At 42.5% G+C, this 15,812-nt stretch carries 19 protein-coding genes; 15 read left to right on the top strand and 4 right to left on the bottom strand.

Annotation, left to right across the window (positions count from 1 at the left end):
* Nucleotides 1–92 precede the first annotated feature (92 nt).
* Nucleotides 93–1,250 (top strand): LPS export ABC transporter permease LptF, encoded by a 1,158-nt coding sequence (lptF, locus tag C727_RS0114305; RefSeq protein ID WP_017446332.1) that lies wholly within the window; start codon nt 93–95, stop codon nt 1,248–1,250.
* Entirely contained in the window at nt 1,247–2,311 is a 1,065-nt protein-coding gene (lptG, locus tag C727_RS0114300; protein WP_017446331.1) for an LPS export ABC transporter permease LptG, read from the top strand. Before lptF ends, lptG begins: the two co-directional genes overlap by 4 nt.
* Here lptG and C727_RS0114295 read toward each other — a convergent pair.
* Nucleotides 2,286–3,473, bottom strand: a complete 1,188-nt coding sequence (locus C727_RS0114295) for a flagellar assembly protein T N-terminal domain-containing protein (RefSeq protein ID WP_017446330.1) — start codon at nt 3,471–3,473, stop codon at nt 2,286–2,288. The genes lptG and C727_RS0114295 overlap by 26 nt on opposite strands.
* Before the next feature lie 249 nt (nt 3,474–3,722).
* Here C727_RS0114295 and C727_RS0114290 point away from each other — a divergent pair, with 249 nt between their 5' ends.
* From C727_RS0114290 to C727_RS19150, 3 genes are read left to right on the top strand one after another with little or no spacing between them, the layout of a single operon-like run.
* Nucleotides 3,723–4,370 (top strand): FlgO family outer membrane protein, encoded by a 648-nt coding sequence (locus C727_RS0114290; protein ID WP_017446329.1) that lies wholly within the window; start codon nt 3,723–3,725, stop codon nt 4,368–4,370.
* Nucleotides 4,367–4,855, top strand: coding sequence for an LPP20 family lipoprotein (locus tag C727_RS0114285; RefSeq protein ID WP_017446328.1), 489 nt, complete (start codon nt 4,367–4,369; stop codon nt 4,853–4,855). The genes C727_RS0114290 and C727_RS0114285 overlap by 4 nt, the downstream gene beginning before the upstream one ends.
* A gap of 16 nt (nt 4,856–4,871) precedes the next feature.
* A complete protein-coding gene (locus tag C727_RS19150) occupies nt 4,872–5,531 on the top strand; it encodes a FlgO family outer membrane protein (RefSeq protein ID WP_017446327.1) in 660 nt (219 codons plus the stop codon).
* Between the two features lie 71 nt (nt 5,532–5,602).
* Here the strand turns inward: C727_RS19150 and flgN are convergent, their stop codons facing one another.
* From flgN to flgA, 3 genes are all read right to left on the bottom strand, one after another.
* On the bottom strand, nt 5,603–6,028 hold the full coding sequence (flgN, locus tag C727_RS0114275) for a flagellar export chaperone FlgN (RefSeq protein WP_017446326.1): 426 nt from the start codon (nt 6,026–6,028) through the stop codon (nt 5,603–5,605).
* A 27-nt stretch (nt 6,029–6,055) separates the two neighbouring features.
* Nucleotides 6,056–6,394 carry a flagellar biosynthesis anti-sigma factor FlgM gene (gene flgM, locus C727_RS0114270; RefSeq protein WP_017446325.1) on the bottom strand — a complete coding sequence of 113 codons (339 nt, stop codon included), beginning with the start codon at nt 6,392–6,394 and terminating at the stop codon, nt 6,056–6,058.
* A 64-nt stretch (nt 6,395–6,458) separates the two neighbouring features.
* Nucleotides 6,459–7,148 carry a flagellar basal body P-ring formation chaperone FlgA gene (flgA, locus tag C727_RS0114265; protein ID WP_017446324.1) on the bottom strand — a complete coding sequence of 230 codons (690 nt, stop codon included), beginning with the start codon at nt 7,146–7,148 and terminating at the stop codon, nt 6,459–6,461.
* Between the two features lie 144 nt (nt 7,149–7,292).
* On the opposite strand from flgA, the gene C727_RS0114260 reads away from it, so the two are divergent.
* The 10 genes from C727_RS0114260 to C727_RS0114215 all read left to right on the top strand — a co-directional run bounded on the left by C727_RS0114260 (nt 7,293) and on the right by C727_RS0114215 (nt 15,795).
* Entirely contained in the window at nt 7,293–8,219 is a 927-nt protein-coding gene (locus C727_RS0114260; RefSeq protein WP_017446323.1) for a chemotaxis protein CheV, read from the top strand.
* 9 nt (nt 8,220–8,228) lie between these two features.
* Nucleotides 8,229–9,056, top strand: a complete 828-nt coding sequence (locus tag C727_RS0114255; protein WP_017446322.1) for a CheR family methyltransferase — start codon at nt 8,229–8,231, stop codon at nt 9,054–9,056.
* A 163-nt stretch (nt 9,057–9,219) separates the two neighbouring features.
* Nucleotides 9,220–9,621 (top strand): flagellar basal body rod protein FlgB, encoded by a 402-nt coding sequence (gene flgB / locus C727_RS0114250; protein WP_017446321.1) that lies wholly within the window; start codon nt 9,220–9,222, stop codon nt 9,619–9,621.
* Nucleotides 9,621–10,049 (top strand): flagellar basal body rod protein FlgC, encoded by a 429-nt coding sequence (gene flgC, locus C727_RS0114245; protein ID WP_017446320.1) that lies wholly within the window; start codon nt 9,621–9,623, stop codon nt 10,047–10,049. The genes flgB and flgC overlap by 1 nt, the downstream gene beginning before the upstream one ends.
* Before the next feature lie 10 nt (nt 10,050–10,059).
* Nucleotides 10,060–10,791 carry a flagellar hook assembly protein FlgD gene (locus tag C727_RS0114240; protein ID WP_017446319.1) on the top strand — a complete coding sequence of 244 codons (732 nt, stop codon included), beginning with the start codon at nt 10,060–10,062 and terminating at the stop codon, nt 10,789–10,791.
* A gap of 32 nt (nt 10,792–10,823) precedes the next feature.
* A complete protein-coding gene (gene flgE, locus C727_RS0114235) occupies nt 10,824–12,251 on the top strand; it encodes a flagellar hook protein FlgE (protein WP_017446318.1) in 1,428 nt (475 codons plus the stop codon).
* A 159-nt stretch (nt 12,252–12,410) separates the two neighbouring features.
* Entirely contained in the window at nt 12,411–13,175 is a 765-nt protein-coding gene (locus tag C727_RS0114230; protein WP_017446317.1) for a flagellar basal body rod protein FlgF, read from the top strand.
* A gap of 19 nt (nt 13,176–13,194) precedes the next feature.
* Nucleotides 13,195–13,983, top strand: a complete 789-nt coding sequence (gene flgG, locus C727_RS0114225) for a flagellar basal-body rod protein FlgG (protein WP_017446316.1) — start codon at nt 13,195–13,197, stop codon at nt 13,981–13,983.
* Between the two features lie 20 nt (nt 13,984–14,003).
* The gene (gene flgH / locus C727_RS0114220; protein ID WP_017446315.1) at nt 14,004–14,684 is read left to right on the top strand and encodes a flagellar basal body L-ring protein FlgH; all 681 of its coding nucleotides are present in this window, start codon (nt 14,004–14,006) and stop codon (nt 14,682–14,684) included.
* A gap of 46 nt (nt 14,685–14,730) precedes the next feature.
* Complete coding sequence (locus tag C727_RS0114215) at nt 14,731–15,795, top strand: flagellar basal body P-ring protein FlgI (protein WP_051008759.1); 1,065 nt, start codon at nt 14,731–14,733, stop codon at nt 15,793–15,795.
* Nucleotides 15,796–15,812 lie beyond the last annotated feature (17 nt).

The following is a 15,812-nucleotide window of genomic DNA, read 5'->3' as shown; positions in this document are numbered from 1 at the left end:
AAAAATTAGCCATAATAAAGCGAACTAAAGCTGCAAATTATGAGTCGCTGTTTTGAGAGTTTTGTTATTAAAACACCGAGTTTACTCAAATTTTGAAAAAATTGCAGCAAAATACAATAAATACGGGTATTGCCTTGATCATTTTCCGCTATATTTTCGCCGAAACTTTTAAAGCCCAGTTTGCTGTGTTTAGTGTCTTACTGGCAATTTTCTCTTCGCAAACCCTGATGCGGGTGTTAGATGATGCGATGGATGGTGCTGTGCCAACAGATTTGGTTTTAAGCATGTTGTCGCTGAGTTTGCCTTCGTTAGCTGGTTTAATACTCCCTTTAAGCCTTTTTATTGGTATTTTTTTAGCGCATGGTGAAATGTATGCCGACAGCGAAATGACGGTATTAAAAGCCTGTGGTATCAGCGAGTGGTATGTTACTCGAGTAACCTTAACCTTAGCCGTTATTATTGCGTTAATTACCGGGTTTTTTGCATTATATTGGACCCCTGCGGCGTATCAGGAGCGGGAAAATTTACGGGAAGAGATCCGGGCTAATGTAGGGATCTCCAGCTTAATCCCTGGTCAGTTTAAAGAATCCAGCAATAAAAAAGCAGTGATCTTTGTGCACGATAATGACCCTGAAAAAGATTTGCTGGATCGGGTGTTTGTGGCGCAAGTCAGTCCATCTGAGGCCAATGCTAACCGCTTTGATTTGGTATATGCCAACCAGGGTTCGGTAGCCACTATGGCAGATGGCAGTGAAAAATTATTTTTGCATAATGGTACTGTATATCAAGGTTCAACTGCGGCGCAGAACTATCAAATTACCGACTTTGAAGGCTATAGCATGATCATCAAAGAACGTACTCTAGAAGAACAAAGATTGCGGATCATGGCGGTACCCACAACAGAATTATGGGGCTCACAGGAAATTGAACGCATTGCCGAGTTACAATGGCGTATTTCGCTGCCGATTAGTGTCATCATTGTCGCTATGATCGCGGTCCCCTTGGCAAGAGTCCGGCCAAGGCAAGGAAAATATGCTAAGTTGGTGCCGGCTTTCGCAATATATCTTTGTTATTTTTTACTACTAATGGCCGGAAAATCGGCAATGGAAGACGGTAAAATCCCACCTCGTATCGGGGTTTGGTGGATACATGCCGGTGCTTTTATTTATGCGGCTTATTTGTTTACCACAGAGCGTACTATGGGCCGTCGCTTATTAAACAGTTTAAAAAGAAGACCTGCTAGAGCATGATAAAGCTGCTGGATTTATACATTGGTCGTTCGATTGCGAGCGCAACATTTTTTTCTGTCTTTACGTTAACCGCGCTAAGCGGTTTGATTCGGTTTGTGGAGCAGCTGAGATACGTAGGACGAAATGACTATGGGATGTCAGAAGCGGCCCTCTTTGTGGTTTTTTCGGTCGCCCGCGATATTGAAATTTATTTTCCAATGGGCGCTCTGTTAGGCGGCCTTTTGGGCCTTGGGGCATTGGCTTCAAACAGCGAGCTGATTGTTATGCAAGCTGCGGGTATGTCTAAGTTGCAAATCGTTAAATCAGCGATGAAAACCACCATGTTAATGGTCGCTATTGTGGTTGTGATTGGCCAATGGATCGCGCCACAATTAGAAATAAAAGCTGAAACAGTCAGAGATAATGCTTTATACGGTCAGCAAACATCGTTAAAACCGCAAGCTATGTGGCTTAAAGATGGTACTAGTTTTGTTCATGTGGCCGATGCAAATGATAGCAACGAGTTGCAAGGGGTCACTGTATACGAATTTTCGCCACAACTGCATTTATCTAAAGTGATTTATGCTGAGCTGGCCAAATATCAAAATGATCAATGGCAGATGCAAAATGTGCGTTTAACTGAGCTTGATAATTCACAAATAAAGCTGACCGAATTGGCCGAACGTAGTTGGCAAACCCCTATAAGTCCAGACAAATTAACTGTTGTAAATGCCACCCCAGAGGCTTGGTCACTGGCCGACTTAGCTGATTATTTAGATTATTTAAATAATAATGAGCAAGACGATAGCCGTTATCAATTAGCCTATTGGCGCAAACTATTTCAGCCAGTTACTGTGGCCGTGATGATGTTAGTTGCCTTGTCATTTATTTTTGGACCATTGCGTAGCACTTCAATGGGGGCACGCATTTTGTTGGGAGTTATTACAGGTTTTGGCTTTTTTATCACCAACCGAATTTTTGGCCCTGTTGTACTCGTCTTTGATATTTCTCCAATCATAGGCGCTTTAGCCCCGAGTTTAGTTTTTACTACCATTGCTATTTATTATTTGAAAAAACATTAGTATCTTGCATGGCTGGCAGCAGGAGGTCGCCGGCTTGAATATTTAATAAAAGTGATTTTTGCTCACCTGTTAAGGTTGATGTATAAGCTGAGGTTTGAGTCACTGTGAGTTTTAAATCACTGCGAATGAGCTGCTGATATGACCGCCCCTGTCTGTCAGCAAAAGTTTGCTGGTGATATAATACAAAAACATCACCAAGGCGAACGCCATTTTGTTGTCCCATGTCCATGGTGATTTCATTATTTTGTTGTCGGATCACTTGACCATAACTGGCCGCGCAGGCCATATAATTATCAATTTCTGCAATTGCTCGCTGGATCTTTTGATTCAACATCTGACCATATTCGGATACCCAAAACTGTCGGCTATAGGGATCTATTCGCTGTTCAAGTGGAAACGTCCATTGCGCCTGGTCCTGATAATTAAGCCGTTTAACATGTTGTCCCTGGATCGCATCATATAAGTTCAATTGCAAAACTAGGTAACGAGTGGGGGCAGCGCCACTAAACCAGCTGCTAAATTGATTTGGGCGCTCACCCAAAGAGATGTCTTTTATTTGTCCCCAAACTAAAAATTGACTTTGACTTTGCTCGCCTAAGCTCTGTAATTGGGCTCTATGCTGTTCACTGCGGCTTGTTTGGCTGGTTAAATTTACGGTTATTGGTAAGCTTGGTTGAACAATAAAATGTTGGCTCGACTGTTGCGCATGATCAGTAAACGACTCAGCGAGACTTTCACCTAACTGATATAAAGCACCGACTTGAGCGTGCCTAGGATGATTAATCGTAAAAGGTAAAAAAGAGAGCGTTTTACGATAATCAGAACTGATACATTGGCGCTGATCAGAAAAAATCTCCGCTTTAAGTTGCACTGAATAGCGATTGCCTTGTGTGCTTTCAGCTAAAATTTGTACTTGATTAACAATTGCAGTGCTGCGCACATGAAATTCATCGTGCGTGAGTTGGCCGTTGCTGACTTGTTGAGAGCTGCTAATCGTAGCGCCTGACTGTAGCACAGCGGTTTGCAGCGCTTCTTCAATGGCCTGCTTGCGCGCGGCTTGGACGTTGCCTTGATTAATCCAACCTGAGCCAGATGACTGGTACCAGGTGGCACAAACAAATTGGCTGTTAAAGATTAAACTTAAAAATAAAAGTATACGCATGCGAAGGTCACTATCTTGGTTAACAAAAGTCGGTTATTTGACAGATAATTTAATTAAATAATCCGTTTAAGATTGAAGCCAAAACTATGCCACTTTGACATTTTGTTTGATTGAATGCCGATCCAGCTGCCGAAAGCCATTATTTTTCAATCTTTCTGAGCGAGTTGCATAAATTGGAACTGCTTTTGCATACCTGCTAATCATCATTCATTTTGACGGCCGGGTGTCATTTAACCGACGGAACACATTATGCGTAAACAGCTTATTATAATTCAGTTAGGCTTATTTAGTTTGTTGGCTGCTTGTAGTTATACCCAAACACACAGCTATCAAACCTTAGTGGATCAGGCGTCACCACCCCCACGACAGGCACAGTTTAGTGCTGACTCAATAAAGGCTTATACCTATCGTTTGGCTGATGAGCTACTGTTGTCGCTACAAGAAACAAGCTTTAACGGCCGTTTAATGGTGGTGCCATTCGTTGATGCACAAACACTTAGTGCCGAAGACGCAGTGGGAAGGGCGCTTTCAGGTTTAAACGCTCAGTTAGAAAATAGTTTTATTTACGAGATGCAACATAGAGGGTTTAATCTGGTTGATTATAAGCTGACTGGAAAGGTAATTTTTAAAGGCCAGTCTGAGTCCATATGGAGTCGTGATCTTGGTCAATTACAGCACAGCACAGATGCAGATTATTTATTGTCAGGGACACTCACAGAACATGAACAAGGAGTCATCGTAAATGTGCGTTTGATCCGGTTAGAGAATAAATTAATTGCCGGTACAGCCAGTGGATTTATTCCACGTAACGTTTTTGTTTCACAACGACAAGTGTATTCGGGCGCGGCTGGTATTCAGCAAGGCCCAGAGCCGATTAGAATCCAGGAGATGCCATGAAATACCCTAGTTATTTAATACATTTTTGTTATGGGTTGGCAGGTATAAGCCTTGTGGGGTGTCAGCATTTATCAGTAGAGCCGGTGCAAGTACAAAAACATCACCAATGGCAAACTGAATTACCCGACCGAGATATGATTATCTCTGCAGTCGGGTATGCCCCAGTCGCAGAGCAAGTTGCAGACTCGTCAGCGGCGCGCACGATAAAAGCCATTAAAGCGTCTAAGTTAGATGCGTATCGGACGCTAAGTGAAAAAATCCATGGATTAAAAATATCCGCCGAGCAAAATATTGCCGATTTAACTTTGCAAAATGAAAACCTCAGGGCAAGTTTGCAAGGTGTGATTCAAGGCGCTAGGGTAGTTAAAACCTATCAGCTTGATGGTGTATATGTAACCGAAATGGAACTTAATTTGCGCGACATCTACCGTATTCGCGCGTTTTTACAACCAAATCAAAAATTAATCAGTGCTGATTATTATTGAGCCAAGGGGTAAACGAATGAAACCATTTTATATATCTATATTCGCAGCCTGTTTATCAGCCTCCTGCAGCAATACAGAGTCAGTTGTTGGTCAAAATAGTGAATACACAAAAAGGGGCCCGAATCAGCAACAAAACTGGCAAGCCAGCTCAGGTGAACGCATTAGTCTGCAACAAAAACAAACGCAAGATGCACAAATGCAAATGGCTGGGGTATCGGATTATGTCGCTAAAATGGCTCGGCAGATGGCCGAAAATGCAAAATATATAAGTGCGCAAACCCCGATTGCTGTGACTAGTTTTGTGCCTTTAGATTCAACGCTAGAAACAACCAGTTTGTTAGGACTACATATAGCCGAAAGCTTTTTACATCATATGCAAAGTTTGGGTTTAGAAGTGGTTGATTATAAAACAACAGGGATAATTCGAGTGACCGAAGAAGGCGATTTTGCATTTAGCCGAGATACTCACGAATTGCAATTTTCGTTTCCTATTGAATATATTCTATCAGGTACTTATGTGCCCACCAATCAGGGCATAGAAGTGAATGCCAGACTCATTAATGTAAAACACAAAAACATAGTTGCTTCGTCGCAAGCTGAGATGAAAATAAAAACAGATAATCTGTTTAAATTAAATAAGCGCCAACAGGTTACACTAAGCACACAAGCTAAATAATCGCTGTTGGAAAATTTGGCAGTTCAAAAAAGTAGGGGGCTTAACCTGGTAAGTTGTTATATGTGGGGCTGTTAAGCTTTAATGCCTTTGCCTAATGTTTGTGATTGCGCTTGCCCCAACTTATCGTAAGTCATTGCATCGTGATTTTTTAATGACAGAATCTTCTGTTTTAAGCGCTGTAAGTTACCTAAACTGGTTCGGATGACACGCTCATTAATTTGATTTTGGCTTTTAACATCAGCCAATAAAGTCTGAATTTCAGCCACCGCGTCAATAAACTCATCTTGCTGCTTTAGTGCTGCAAGTTCAGGCAGTTGTTCAATCGATTTATCTAAGCTTTCTATCTGTTGTAATAAAACCACTTTTTGTTGGTTTAATTCTTCGATTTGCTGAGGCTGGCGCAATTTAAAAGCATCTAATTCACGTGTTAGTAGTGCCATCAAATTTTTCAGGCTCTCTTTCTGGCGATTTAATAACTCTGATACTTGGGTTTGCATATAACCAAATCCTCTAATGGCTAGTTACTATAAACCAAACAATTTGCTTTCGCTTGCGATCATATTAGCAGCCAATTTTTCTGCATCGACTTTATACTCACCCGCTTCAATTGCTTTTTTAAGCCGTTCAACTTTATTTTCATCAAAACCACTGGTTGATTGTGATTTTTTATTTAAGTTGTTCAGGTTTTGTGCTGTTTGAGTCAGCGATACTGCATCCTGACGAGAGCTGTTAAGCTGTCCTGAACGCTGCGCATTTTGCGTTGCATTCTGGTTAAGTTCTTGATTCCCTTGAGCTCTCTGCTGGCTCTCTTGAGCACCAGCTTGCGCCAGATGTTTATTAAGGGTGTTAATGTTAATAGCCATAATAAATACCTAATTGTTGTCACATGCTTTTATATCGGCGGTGGCAACAAAAACTTTAGTTAAATTACAGGGAAATTCTGACCGCAGAAACAGACTCTACACGACCATGAACAATACGACTAGATGCTCGGTTACGCACTTGTACAGTTTCGCCAATGGCTGCATCATTTAGCGCGATCCCGACGGCTTTTACCGACAACCCTGCGTTACTTGCTTCTATTGTAACCAGTTCTCCGGCACATACAAAACAAATATTGCGACTTTGCAAAATTTCTCCAGCGCGGATTTGCCGTTTACTCTTACTGCCAATTAAACTGTTTATATCACTGATATAGCCATTTCGGGTCCGGTTTTTAGCGACTTCAGACAAACTGACATCGTTCATAGTGATCGTTTTTCCTGCTTCGATATAGCCATTGGCAATCACGACAGGTGTCATTATTTTGACTTGCACCGGTACATATAAAGTCCAGCCATTGTTATCATTACAGCTTATTTTGACTGTCATATTGCTGGAGTAGGGGTTTAAATTTGGAATCGCTGCGCTTAATTCGTCCTGACAGGGTTGTATTTTAATGCGGGTATCAATCTGTGCTGCTTGCGCTTTTAAGTTTTCTTCGCTTTGACTTGGGTAAACAGAAAGCGCATGGCGCTCTGCCAGATCTTGAATGTCGTCTCTGCTATAAGTGACTGCTGCGGCCAAATGAGGAAAAAGGATAAAAAAGACCCCTAACTGTTTTATTATCCGGTTCATAAGTTTCACCTTTCTGTTCTAGAATACTATGCTTAAGCGATAAAAAGAGTTATAAATGTATTGCAAGCGTCAATTTTCCGTTTGCCTAAATTTATATGAGTGGTAATAGGCAAATACTGTGCCGTAAATACGCTGGAGAAAAAAATGGCCGGAGTACTTGATTCCGTAAACCAAAGAACCCAATTGGTGGGGCAAAACCGCCTAGAATTATTATTATTTCGCCTGCAGGGGCGCCAACGCTTTGGCATTAACGTGTTTAAAGTACGAGAAGTATTGCAGTGTCCAAAACTGACCGCTTTACCCAAACGCAATCCTTTTATTAAAGGGGTTGCACATATTCGTGGGCAAACCATTTCAGTGATAGATCTAAGCTTAGCCACAGGCGGGCGGCCAATTGATGATACCAGCAATTGTTTTATAGTGATCGCAGAATACAATCGCTCAGTACAAGGATTTTTAGTCTCTTCGGTAGAACGAATCATTAATATCAATTGGGAATCTATCATGCCTCCGCCTCAAGGTGCAGGGCGGTTTAGCTATCTAACAGCGGTGACCGAGGTTGACAAAGAGCTTGTTGAAATATTGGATGTCGAAAAGATCCTTTACGAAATTTCTCCGGTTAGTACTGATGTGAGCGATAATGTGAAAGCGCAACAGCCGGATAAAAGTGTCTTTTTAAATAAAAAGATCTTGATAGCCGATGATTCATCGGTTGCCCGCAATCAGGTTAAAAAAGCACTGATGAATTTGGGTATCGAAATGGAATTGACCAAAAATGGTAGTGAAGCACTTAAACGTTTGCGTGAAATCGCAGCTGAAACGGGTAATGTCATAGATCAAGTGCCTTTATTAATATCAGATATTGAAATGCCTGAGATGGATGGTTACACCCTGACCGCTGAAATTAAAAATGATCCTAAGTTGAGAGATTTAAAGGTGATTTTACATACCTCGTTAAGTGGTGTTTTTAACCATGCAATGGTTGAAAAAGTCGGTGCAGATGATTTTATTGCTAAGTTTAACCCAGATGAGTTAGCTGCTATCACCCAAAAATGGCTAGTCGCTGAATAGAGGTATCGAGTGCTGGATAAATCGATCCGAGCGGCGGATTATGAAAAATTCTGCCGTTTTTTAGAACACCAGTGCGGCATTTTGCTTGGCGAAAACAAACAATATTTAGTTAAAAGCCGCCTGTCGCCTTTGCTTGTCACTTTTAATGCCACTAGTTTAAGCGATTTAATTAATCGGGCTATGTCGGTCCGCGAACGAGAGCTCAGGCTTGCAGTCGTCGATGCGATGACGACCAATGAAACCCTTTGGTTTAGGGATAGTTACCCGTTTAATGTACTCGGCGACACTATTTTACCTGAATTTGCGCAGCGCACGGGATCACTTAAAGTCTGGTCTGCAGCTGCGTCTTCTGGACAAGAAGCTTATTCTATCGCGATGACTGCATTAGAGCGTCAAAATCAGCTTAGACGACCAATAAATGTACGTGTATTGGGGACGGATATTTCTAATCAAATGATAGCCCAATGCAAAAAAGCCGAATACGAACCATTGGCGTTAGCGCGGGGCTTAAGTTTAGAACGCAAACAGCGTTTTTTTGAACCGGCGGAAAAACCAGGGGCGATGCGGGTAACATCAAAAGTACGCCAAATGGTCGATTTTCGCCACCTTAATTTGTTGGATTCGTACGCCCTGCTGGGCAAGTTTGATGTTATATTTTGCCGCAATGTTTTAATTTATTTTTCACCTCAGAATAAACAAAAAATTCTGAATCAATTAGCCCAATCTCTTAACCCAAATGGTTATCTGTTTTTAGGCGCATCAGAATCTATTTCTGGTTTTGATAGTCCGTTTAAAATGCAGCGTTGCAACCCTGGAATAGTATACCGACTGGCTTAATATTGCCGCTGATATAGTGGCAAAAGCTTGCCTCTATATCAGTGCCAAAAATCCAACCTTTCCTAATTCATTGAATTTGTTATAAAAAGCAAAAGTTGTTTGCTGTTTTTTATTTGGCATTCAATTTGCATTATCTTTAGCATAGAGCTGAGGAGACAAATTTATGGCGATTTCTTTAGATAGTTATATGGGCGTGCAAAGTCGCGCTATTCAACTGCGAACCGAGCGTTCAGAAATACTTGCAAGTAATATTGCAAACGCAGATACCCCGGGCTACAAAGCCAGAGATTTTGATTTTAAAACAGCGATGGCTGGGGCAAGCCGCCATTATACGAATGCACTAGAGCGGACCAGTGATAAACATATAGCCGGTCAGTCACAAATTAATGATGGTCTCTCGTACCGTGTGCCGACTCAAGCAGATACCGGTGACGGTAATACGGTTGAATTGCAAGCGGAACGTAACGAATTTTTACAAAATCAGTTACGTTATAACGCAAGCGTGCAGTTTTTAACAGACAAAATTACTGGCCTTAAAAAAGCCATTACCGGAGGGCAAGCCTAATGAGTTTATTTAATGTCTTTGATGTATCTGGTTCGGCGATGCGAGCTCAATCGGTACGTTTAAATACAACCGCCAGTAATTTATCGAATGCCAACAGTGTGAGTTCGTCGGTGGAGCAAACGTATCGCTCACGTCAGCCTGTATTTGCCGCTCAGATGAGCCGGGCTGAATCTAACTTAGAAGGTGCGTCGAGCGTGGGTGTTGAGGTAAAAGGTATTGTTGAAAGCAATAAACCGTTGAATATTGAATATAATCCAAATCATCCCATGGCGGATGAAAAAGGATATATCTATAAACCTAACGTGAATGTAATGGAGGAGATGGCAAATATGATCTCCGCCTCACGGGCTTATCAAACTAACATTCAAATTGCTGACAATGCCAAAAAAATGCTTTCAAGAACTTTACAGATTGGGCAAGGGCGCTAAGGAATAAATTATGACAAGTGTTAGCAGTAGTACCCTAAATTCTCTGTATTGGGACAAAACTGAACAGGCGAATGAAACTGAAGTTGAGCGCAATCAGATGGATCAAGAGGATTTTTTTTCCTTATTGACCACTCAGCTCGCTGCTCAAGACCCGACAAACCCAGCCAGTAATGAAGAAATGATTTCTCAAATGACTGCATTTACAACCGCTGATGGGGTAAATGCCTTGGGCGAAAAATTCGACGTACTATCAGCGCAGCTCAGTCAGTTTTTAGAAAGCACGGCCGGTAATCAAACGTCTAATAGTGCTTTACAGGCATCCTCCATGATAGGCCAACAAGTTTTAGTCGGTAGTGAAGAAGCCCCTTTGTTTAAGTTTGCAGAGGATGCATATGGCATGGCCGGTCAGCTGATGTTTGATGACAGTATGAATGATATTCGATTAGAACTAAAAGATGCATCTGGCAAAGTGGTGAATACTCTGGAGCTTGGTGCTGCCACCGAAGGCCCTGTCAGCTTTAACTGGGATGGCACAACAGCCGAGGGTGAGCAGCTGAGCGAAGGCGTGTATACCTTAACTGCGACGGGTATCAATGCCAGTAGTGGTGAACGTGAAGAGATAAGTACAGCCACATACTCTACGGTTTCAAGTGTGAGTTTTGGTGCTGGCAATAGTTTAAGTATGAATTTGGCTGGGCTAGGTGCGTTTTCAATGGACGATATTTTAGAGATCAGTTTATAAAAAGTTTTCAGGTACAACATAAGAGGTGATGTATGTCATTTAATATTGCATTAAGTGGTCTTTCGGTTTCGCAAAAAGACCTTAATACAACAGCAAATAATATTGCGAATGCGAATACAACGGGCTTTAAAGAAAGCCGAGCTGAATTTTCGGATGTTTTTTCGAACTCAGTATTTGGCGGTAGTAAAACCAAAGTGGGGGACGGTGGTTTAACTTCAGTGGTTGCACAGCAGTTTAGCCAAGGGAGTTTAAAATTTACCACCAACTCACTTGATTTAGCGATTACAGGCAATGGTTTTTTTGCCACGACGCCAGATATAGAGTCACGTGATATGACATATACTCGGGCCGGGAATTTTAAATTAAATGATGACAACTTTGTTGTCACCAACAAAAACGACTACTTGCAAGTATACCCAGTAAATTCTGATGGCAGTTCACAAGGGGTTTCTCTTTCAACGACAGTGCCTTTAAGAATTCCAGATTCAGCCGGTGTGCCAGTGCAAACTTCATCCGTCGAAATGACCTTTAACGTTGATGCTACGTCACCAGGATTAGATCCAGTTAACTTCGATCCAACCGATCAAAGCACTTATCATGCATCTTCATCTGTGACCATTTATGACTCTTTAGGTGAGAGCCATATACAAACTAATTATTATGTTAAAGATGTCAATGCAGCGCAGCAAACACCACCGATCAATCGATGGTATGTGTTTTCATCGATCGATACCGATGACAGTGGTAATCCAATCCCTGTGGATTTGAATGGCCGGGCTGTCGGGGGGAATGCCAATGGCGGGGCTCAGGTCACAGCGTCACCGCAATTAGGTGCCTATCCAGCCGGTGATGGAAATTTTGTTGGGGTGCCAATTGATTTTGATAGCCAAGGGAATGTGCAGTCTATTAATGGGTATACGCCGGGTATCGATCAAGCCCCGTATGTGCAAACACAAAATTTAGGTTCAGATATTGCAAACGGTGAAGCGGGTGTACTAACCAATGGTGCCAATGGTTCACAGCAGGTAGATATTAACTTTGATAATCCGACTCAGTTTGCGTCTGCGTTTGAAGTGACTTCGCTAGAACAAAATGGAGCGACTGTTGGTCGCTTAACCGGAGTATCAATCGGTGATGATGGTCTGGTTTCAGCCAACTACTCAAATGGCACTGTAGATTATTTAGGCCGAGTTGCACTGGTGAGTTTTGCCAATGATCAGGGGTTGCAGCAGGTGGGTAATGCAAGCTGGAAAGAAACGACAAATTCTGGTCAAGCACTTGCTGGTGAAGCAAACTCAGGCACTTTTGGAACAATTGTTTCATCGGCGCTTGAGCAATCTAATGTAGACATTACCCAAGAGCTGGTTGACTTAATTACCTCACAAAAGTCGTTCCAAGCTAACTCGCGAGCGCTGGATGTAAATTCGCAATTACAGCAAAATATTCTACAGATTAGATAATAAAATTAACCTCTTACGTACCTCCATTAAAAGAGCAGCTTAGCTGCTCTTTTTTATTGCTCTTTTTTAGCCTCTTTCTTGTTCGAAAATCATACTCTGGCACAGCTTGTGCATATTCCCTATTAATAGTTTAACCGTCAAAAAATTTACGGGGGGCGCATGGATAAGTTTTTGTATATTGCCATGAGTGGTGCTAAACAAAACTTGAACAGTGTAGCACTGCAGGCAAATAATCTGGCCAATGCTAAAACGATAGGTTTTAAAGAAGATTTGTCACAGGCCCGCAGCATGCAAGCATTTGGTGAAGGTCATCCATCGCGGGTTTTTTCGATGACTGAACGGCCAGGACAAAACATGTCAGGTGGCACTTTAGTCACCACGGGGCGAGACCTAGATATTGCGATCCAAGGGCCAGGTTGGTTGGCTGTTGAAGACAATTTAGGTCAAGAAGCCTACACCCGAGCCGGTAATTTACAAGTGACGGTTGAGGGTTTATTGACCACGGCCAGTGGTCAACCTGTGATGGGCGATGCAGGCCCCATTATATTGCCTGTGCCTGTTGATAAAATTGAAATTGGTCAGGACGGCAGTATCGTCGTGCGACCACAAGGGGCACCCGCCAATTTTTTGGAAGATGTTGATCGCATTAAATTGGTTAAGCCAGAGAGTGATTTTGAGTTAGAAAAAGGTAATGACGGCTTGTTTCGCTCTAAACAAGAAGACGCATTTGGTCAGCGGTTGGCCTATCCAGCGGCGGCCGATGTGCAAATTGTTAAAGGCGCGCTTGAATCAAGCAATGTTAACGCGGTGGGCTCTATGGTTGAAATGGTGTCTTTGCAGCGACAGTTTGAGATGCAAGTAAAGTTAATGAAACAGGCGCAAACCATAGATCAGCAATCCGATACCCTAATGCGGGTCTTTTAACTTTTAGTGGAGATAAATTATGCATTCAGCACTTTGGATTAGTAAAACAGGTTTAGATGCACAGCAAACCGACATATCCGTGATTTCAAATAACTTGGCAAATGCCAGCACGGTTGGCTTTAAAAAGAGTCGCGCGATATTTGAAGATCTTTTGTACCAAAACATCAACCAGCCTGGTGGTCGTTCATCGCAGGATACCGAGTTGCCGAATGGTTTGATGTTAGGGGCAGGCGCTAAAGTGGTGGCGACGCAAAAACAATTCACTCAAGGCAATACGCTAACGACTGAAAACTCATTAGACGTCATGATTCAAGGCAAAGGCTTTTTTGAAGTCCTGCAGCCTGATGGAAATATTGCTTATACCAGAAACGGACAATTTACGCTTGATGAAGAAGGTCAAATGGTCACGTCAGGCGCAGGTTTTTTATTACAGCCTGCGATTACAGTGCCACCTGATGCTCAGTCAATTACGATATCGCAAGATGGGGAAGTATCGGTTACCTTGCCCGGTGAAGCAGATAATGCCGTTATTGGACAGTTAACTATCTCTGATTTTATTAATCCATCGGGCTTACAGCCTGTTGGGCAAAATTTGTACACAGAAACGGCCGTCAGTGGTGCGCCCGTGCAAGGTAATCCGGGTGTGGATGGGTTAGGCACTTTAGTGCAAGGGGCGTTAGAAACTTCTAACGTAAATGTGACCGAAGAACTGGTTAATCTAATTGAGAGTCAACGCGCGTTTGAAATGAACTCAAAAGTCATTTCATCGGTTGACCAAATGTTAGGTCAGGCGGTTCAACAGCTTTAATGCATAACAGGAGACGGCTGATGAAACATATGATTTTGGCAATAGTTATGGTAACCAGTATGTTAGGTTGTGCCAGCCGACCGATGCTAGCGCCACAGCCGGATGACCCTGATTTTGCACCGGTAGAGCCAGTGCCACAACCGGTTGCTGTGGTGCCCAATGGTTCATTATTTCAAGATAATTCACCGAACAATATTTATTCAGACAGTAAAGCGCGCCGTATTGGCGACATCATTACTGTGGTTTTGCAAGAAAATACCTCAGCATCAAAACAAGCAAAAGCTGAATATGGCAAAGAAAATGAAGTCAATATGCAACCTTTTGCAGCATTGGGACGCAATGCCACCATTGGCGGCAACCCGTTGTCAGTCGGCTTAAATTCTGAAACAGAATTTAAAGGGGATTCAAAAGCCGATCAAAGTAACAGCTTGAGTGGTCAGATCTCAGTCCATGTCACTCGCATTTTGCCAAATGGCAACTTAGTGGTACGGGGAGAAAAATGGTTGACATTAAATACCGGTGATGAGTATGTGCGAGTCACAGGCACAATACGACCTGAAGATATTTTAAGTGACAATACGGTGGCGAGTAATAGAGTCGCCAACGCACGAATTCAATATTCGGGCACAGGATCTTTTGCTGATGCTAACAAACAAGGTTGGTTATCAAGGTTCTTTTATTCAACTTGGTGGCCATTTTAAGGGGTAACTTATGTTTAAATCTCTTTGTAAAATTACCTTCTGGTTAATGATTAGTAGTGGGTTGTGTACAGTACAAGCGCAGCGAATTAAAGATCTTGCGAGTATTCAAGGTATCCGGGACAACCAATTAATCGGGTATGGATTGGTTGTTGGTTTGCCAGGTACGGGTGAGCAAAGCCCTTTTACAGAACAAAGTTTTAGAACCATGTTAAATAACTTTGGTATTAGCATGGATCCCAATGTAAGCCCCAAAATTAAAAATGTTGCGGCAGTGGCAGTGAGTGCCACTTTGCCGCCGTTTACTAAACCCGGCCAAACGATAGATATTACCGTTTCTTCCATTGGCAGTGCCGCTAGCTTAAAAGGTGGCACCTTGTTGCAAACATATTTAAAAGGTGCCGATGGCAAGGTATATGCGTTGGCCCAAGGCAGTTTAGTGGTTGGTGGTTTTGGTGCACAAGGGTTGGATGGCTCTAAAGTAGTGATAAATACCCCAACTGTTGGCCGGATCCCTAATGGCGCTTTGGTTGAACGTGAAATTGCCACTTCTTTAACGCATGGCGATCATTTAACATTTAATTTACATAGATCAGACTTTACTACGGCTAAACGTATGGCTGATGTGATTAATCAATTAGTCGGCCCCAACTCAGCCACCGCCATTGATGCCACATCGGTTAAAGTGATAGCACCGCGTGACCCTGGGCAAAGAGTTTCGTATATCGCGACGCTGGAAAACTTAGAATTTGTACCCGCTGATGCACCGGCTAAAGTAATTGTTAATTCACGGACTGGTACTATAGTAATTGGTAAAGATGTGCGCTTAGCACCAAGTGCTGTCACTCACGGAGGTTTGACTGTGACCATTGCTGAAAATCAGCAAGTCTCTCAGCCAAATCCATTAGCGGGCGGCCAAACAGCCGTGACTCAGCAAAGTGTGATAGATGTGCGTCAAGATGACAGCCGTATGTTTGTTTTAGACACAGGCACTACACTTGACCAATTAGTGCGGGCGTTAAATGAAATTGGTGCTGCGCCTGGAGATCTCATGGCGATTTTAGAAGCGCTCAAAGAATCCGGTGCTTTGCAAGGCGAATTGGTTGTTATTTAACGAAGTGAGCAGGGGTA

Origin of the sequence: Gayadomonas joobiniege G7, from assembly GCF_000300815.1 — a bacterium.
Taxonomy (GTDB): Bacteria; Pseudomonadota; Gammaproteobacteria; order Enterobacterales; family Alteromonadaceae; genus Catenovulum; species Catenovulum joobiniege.
This window is presented reverse-complemented; position numbering and strand designations above follow the sequence as displayed.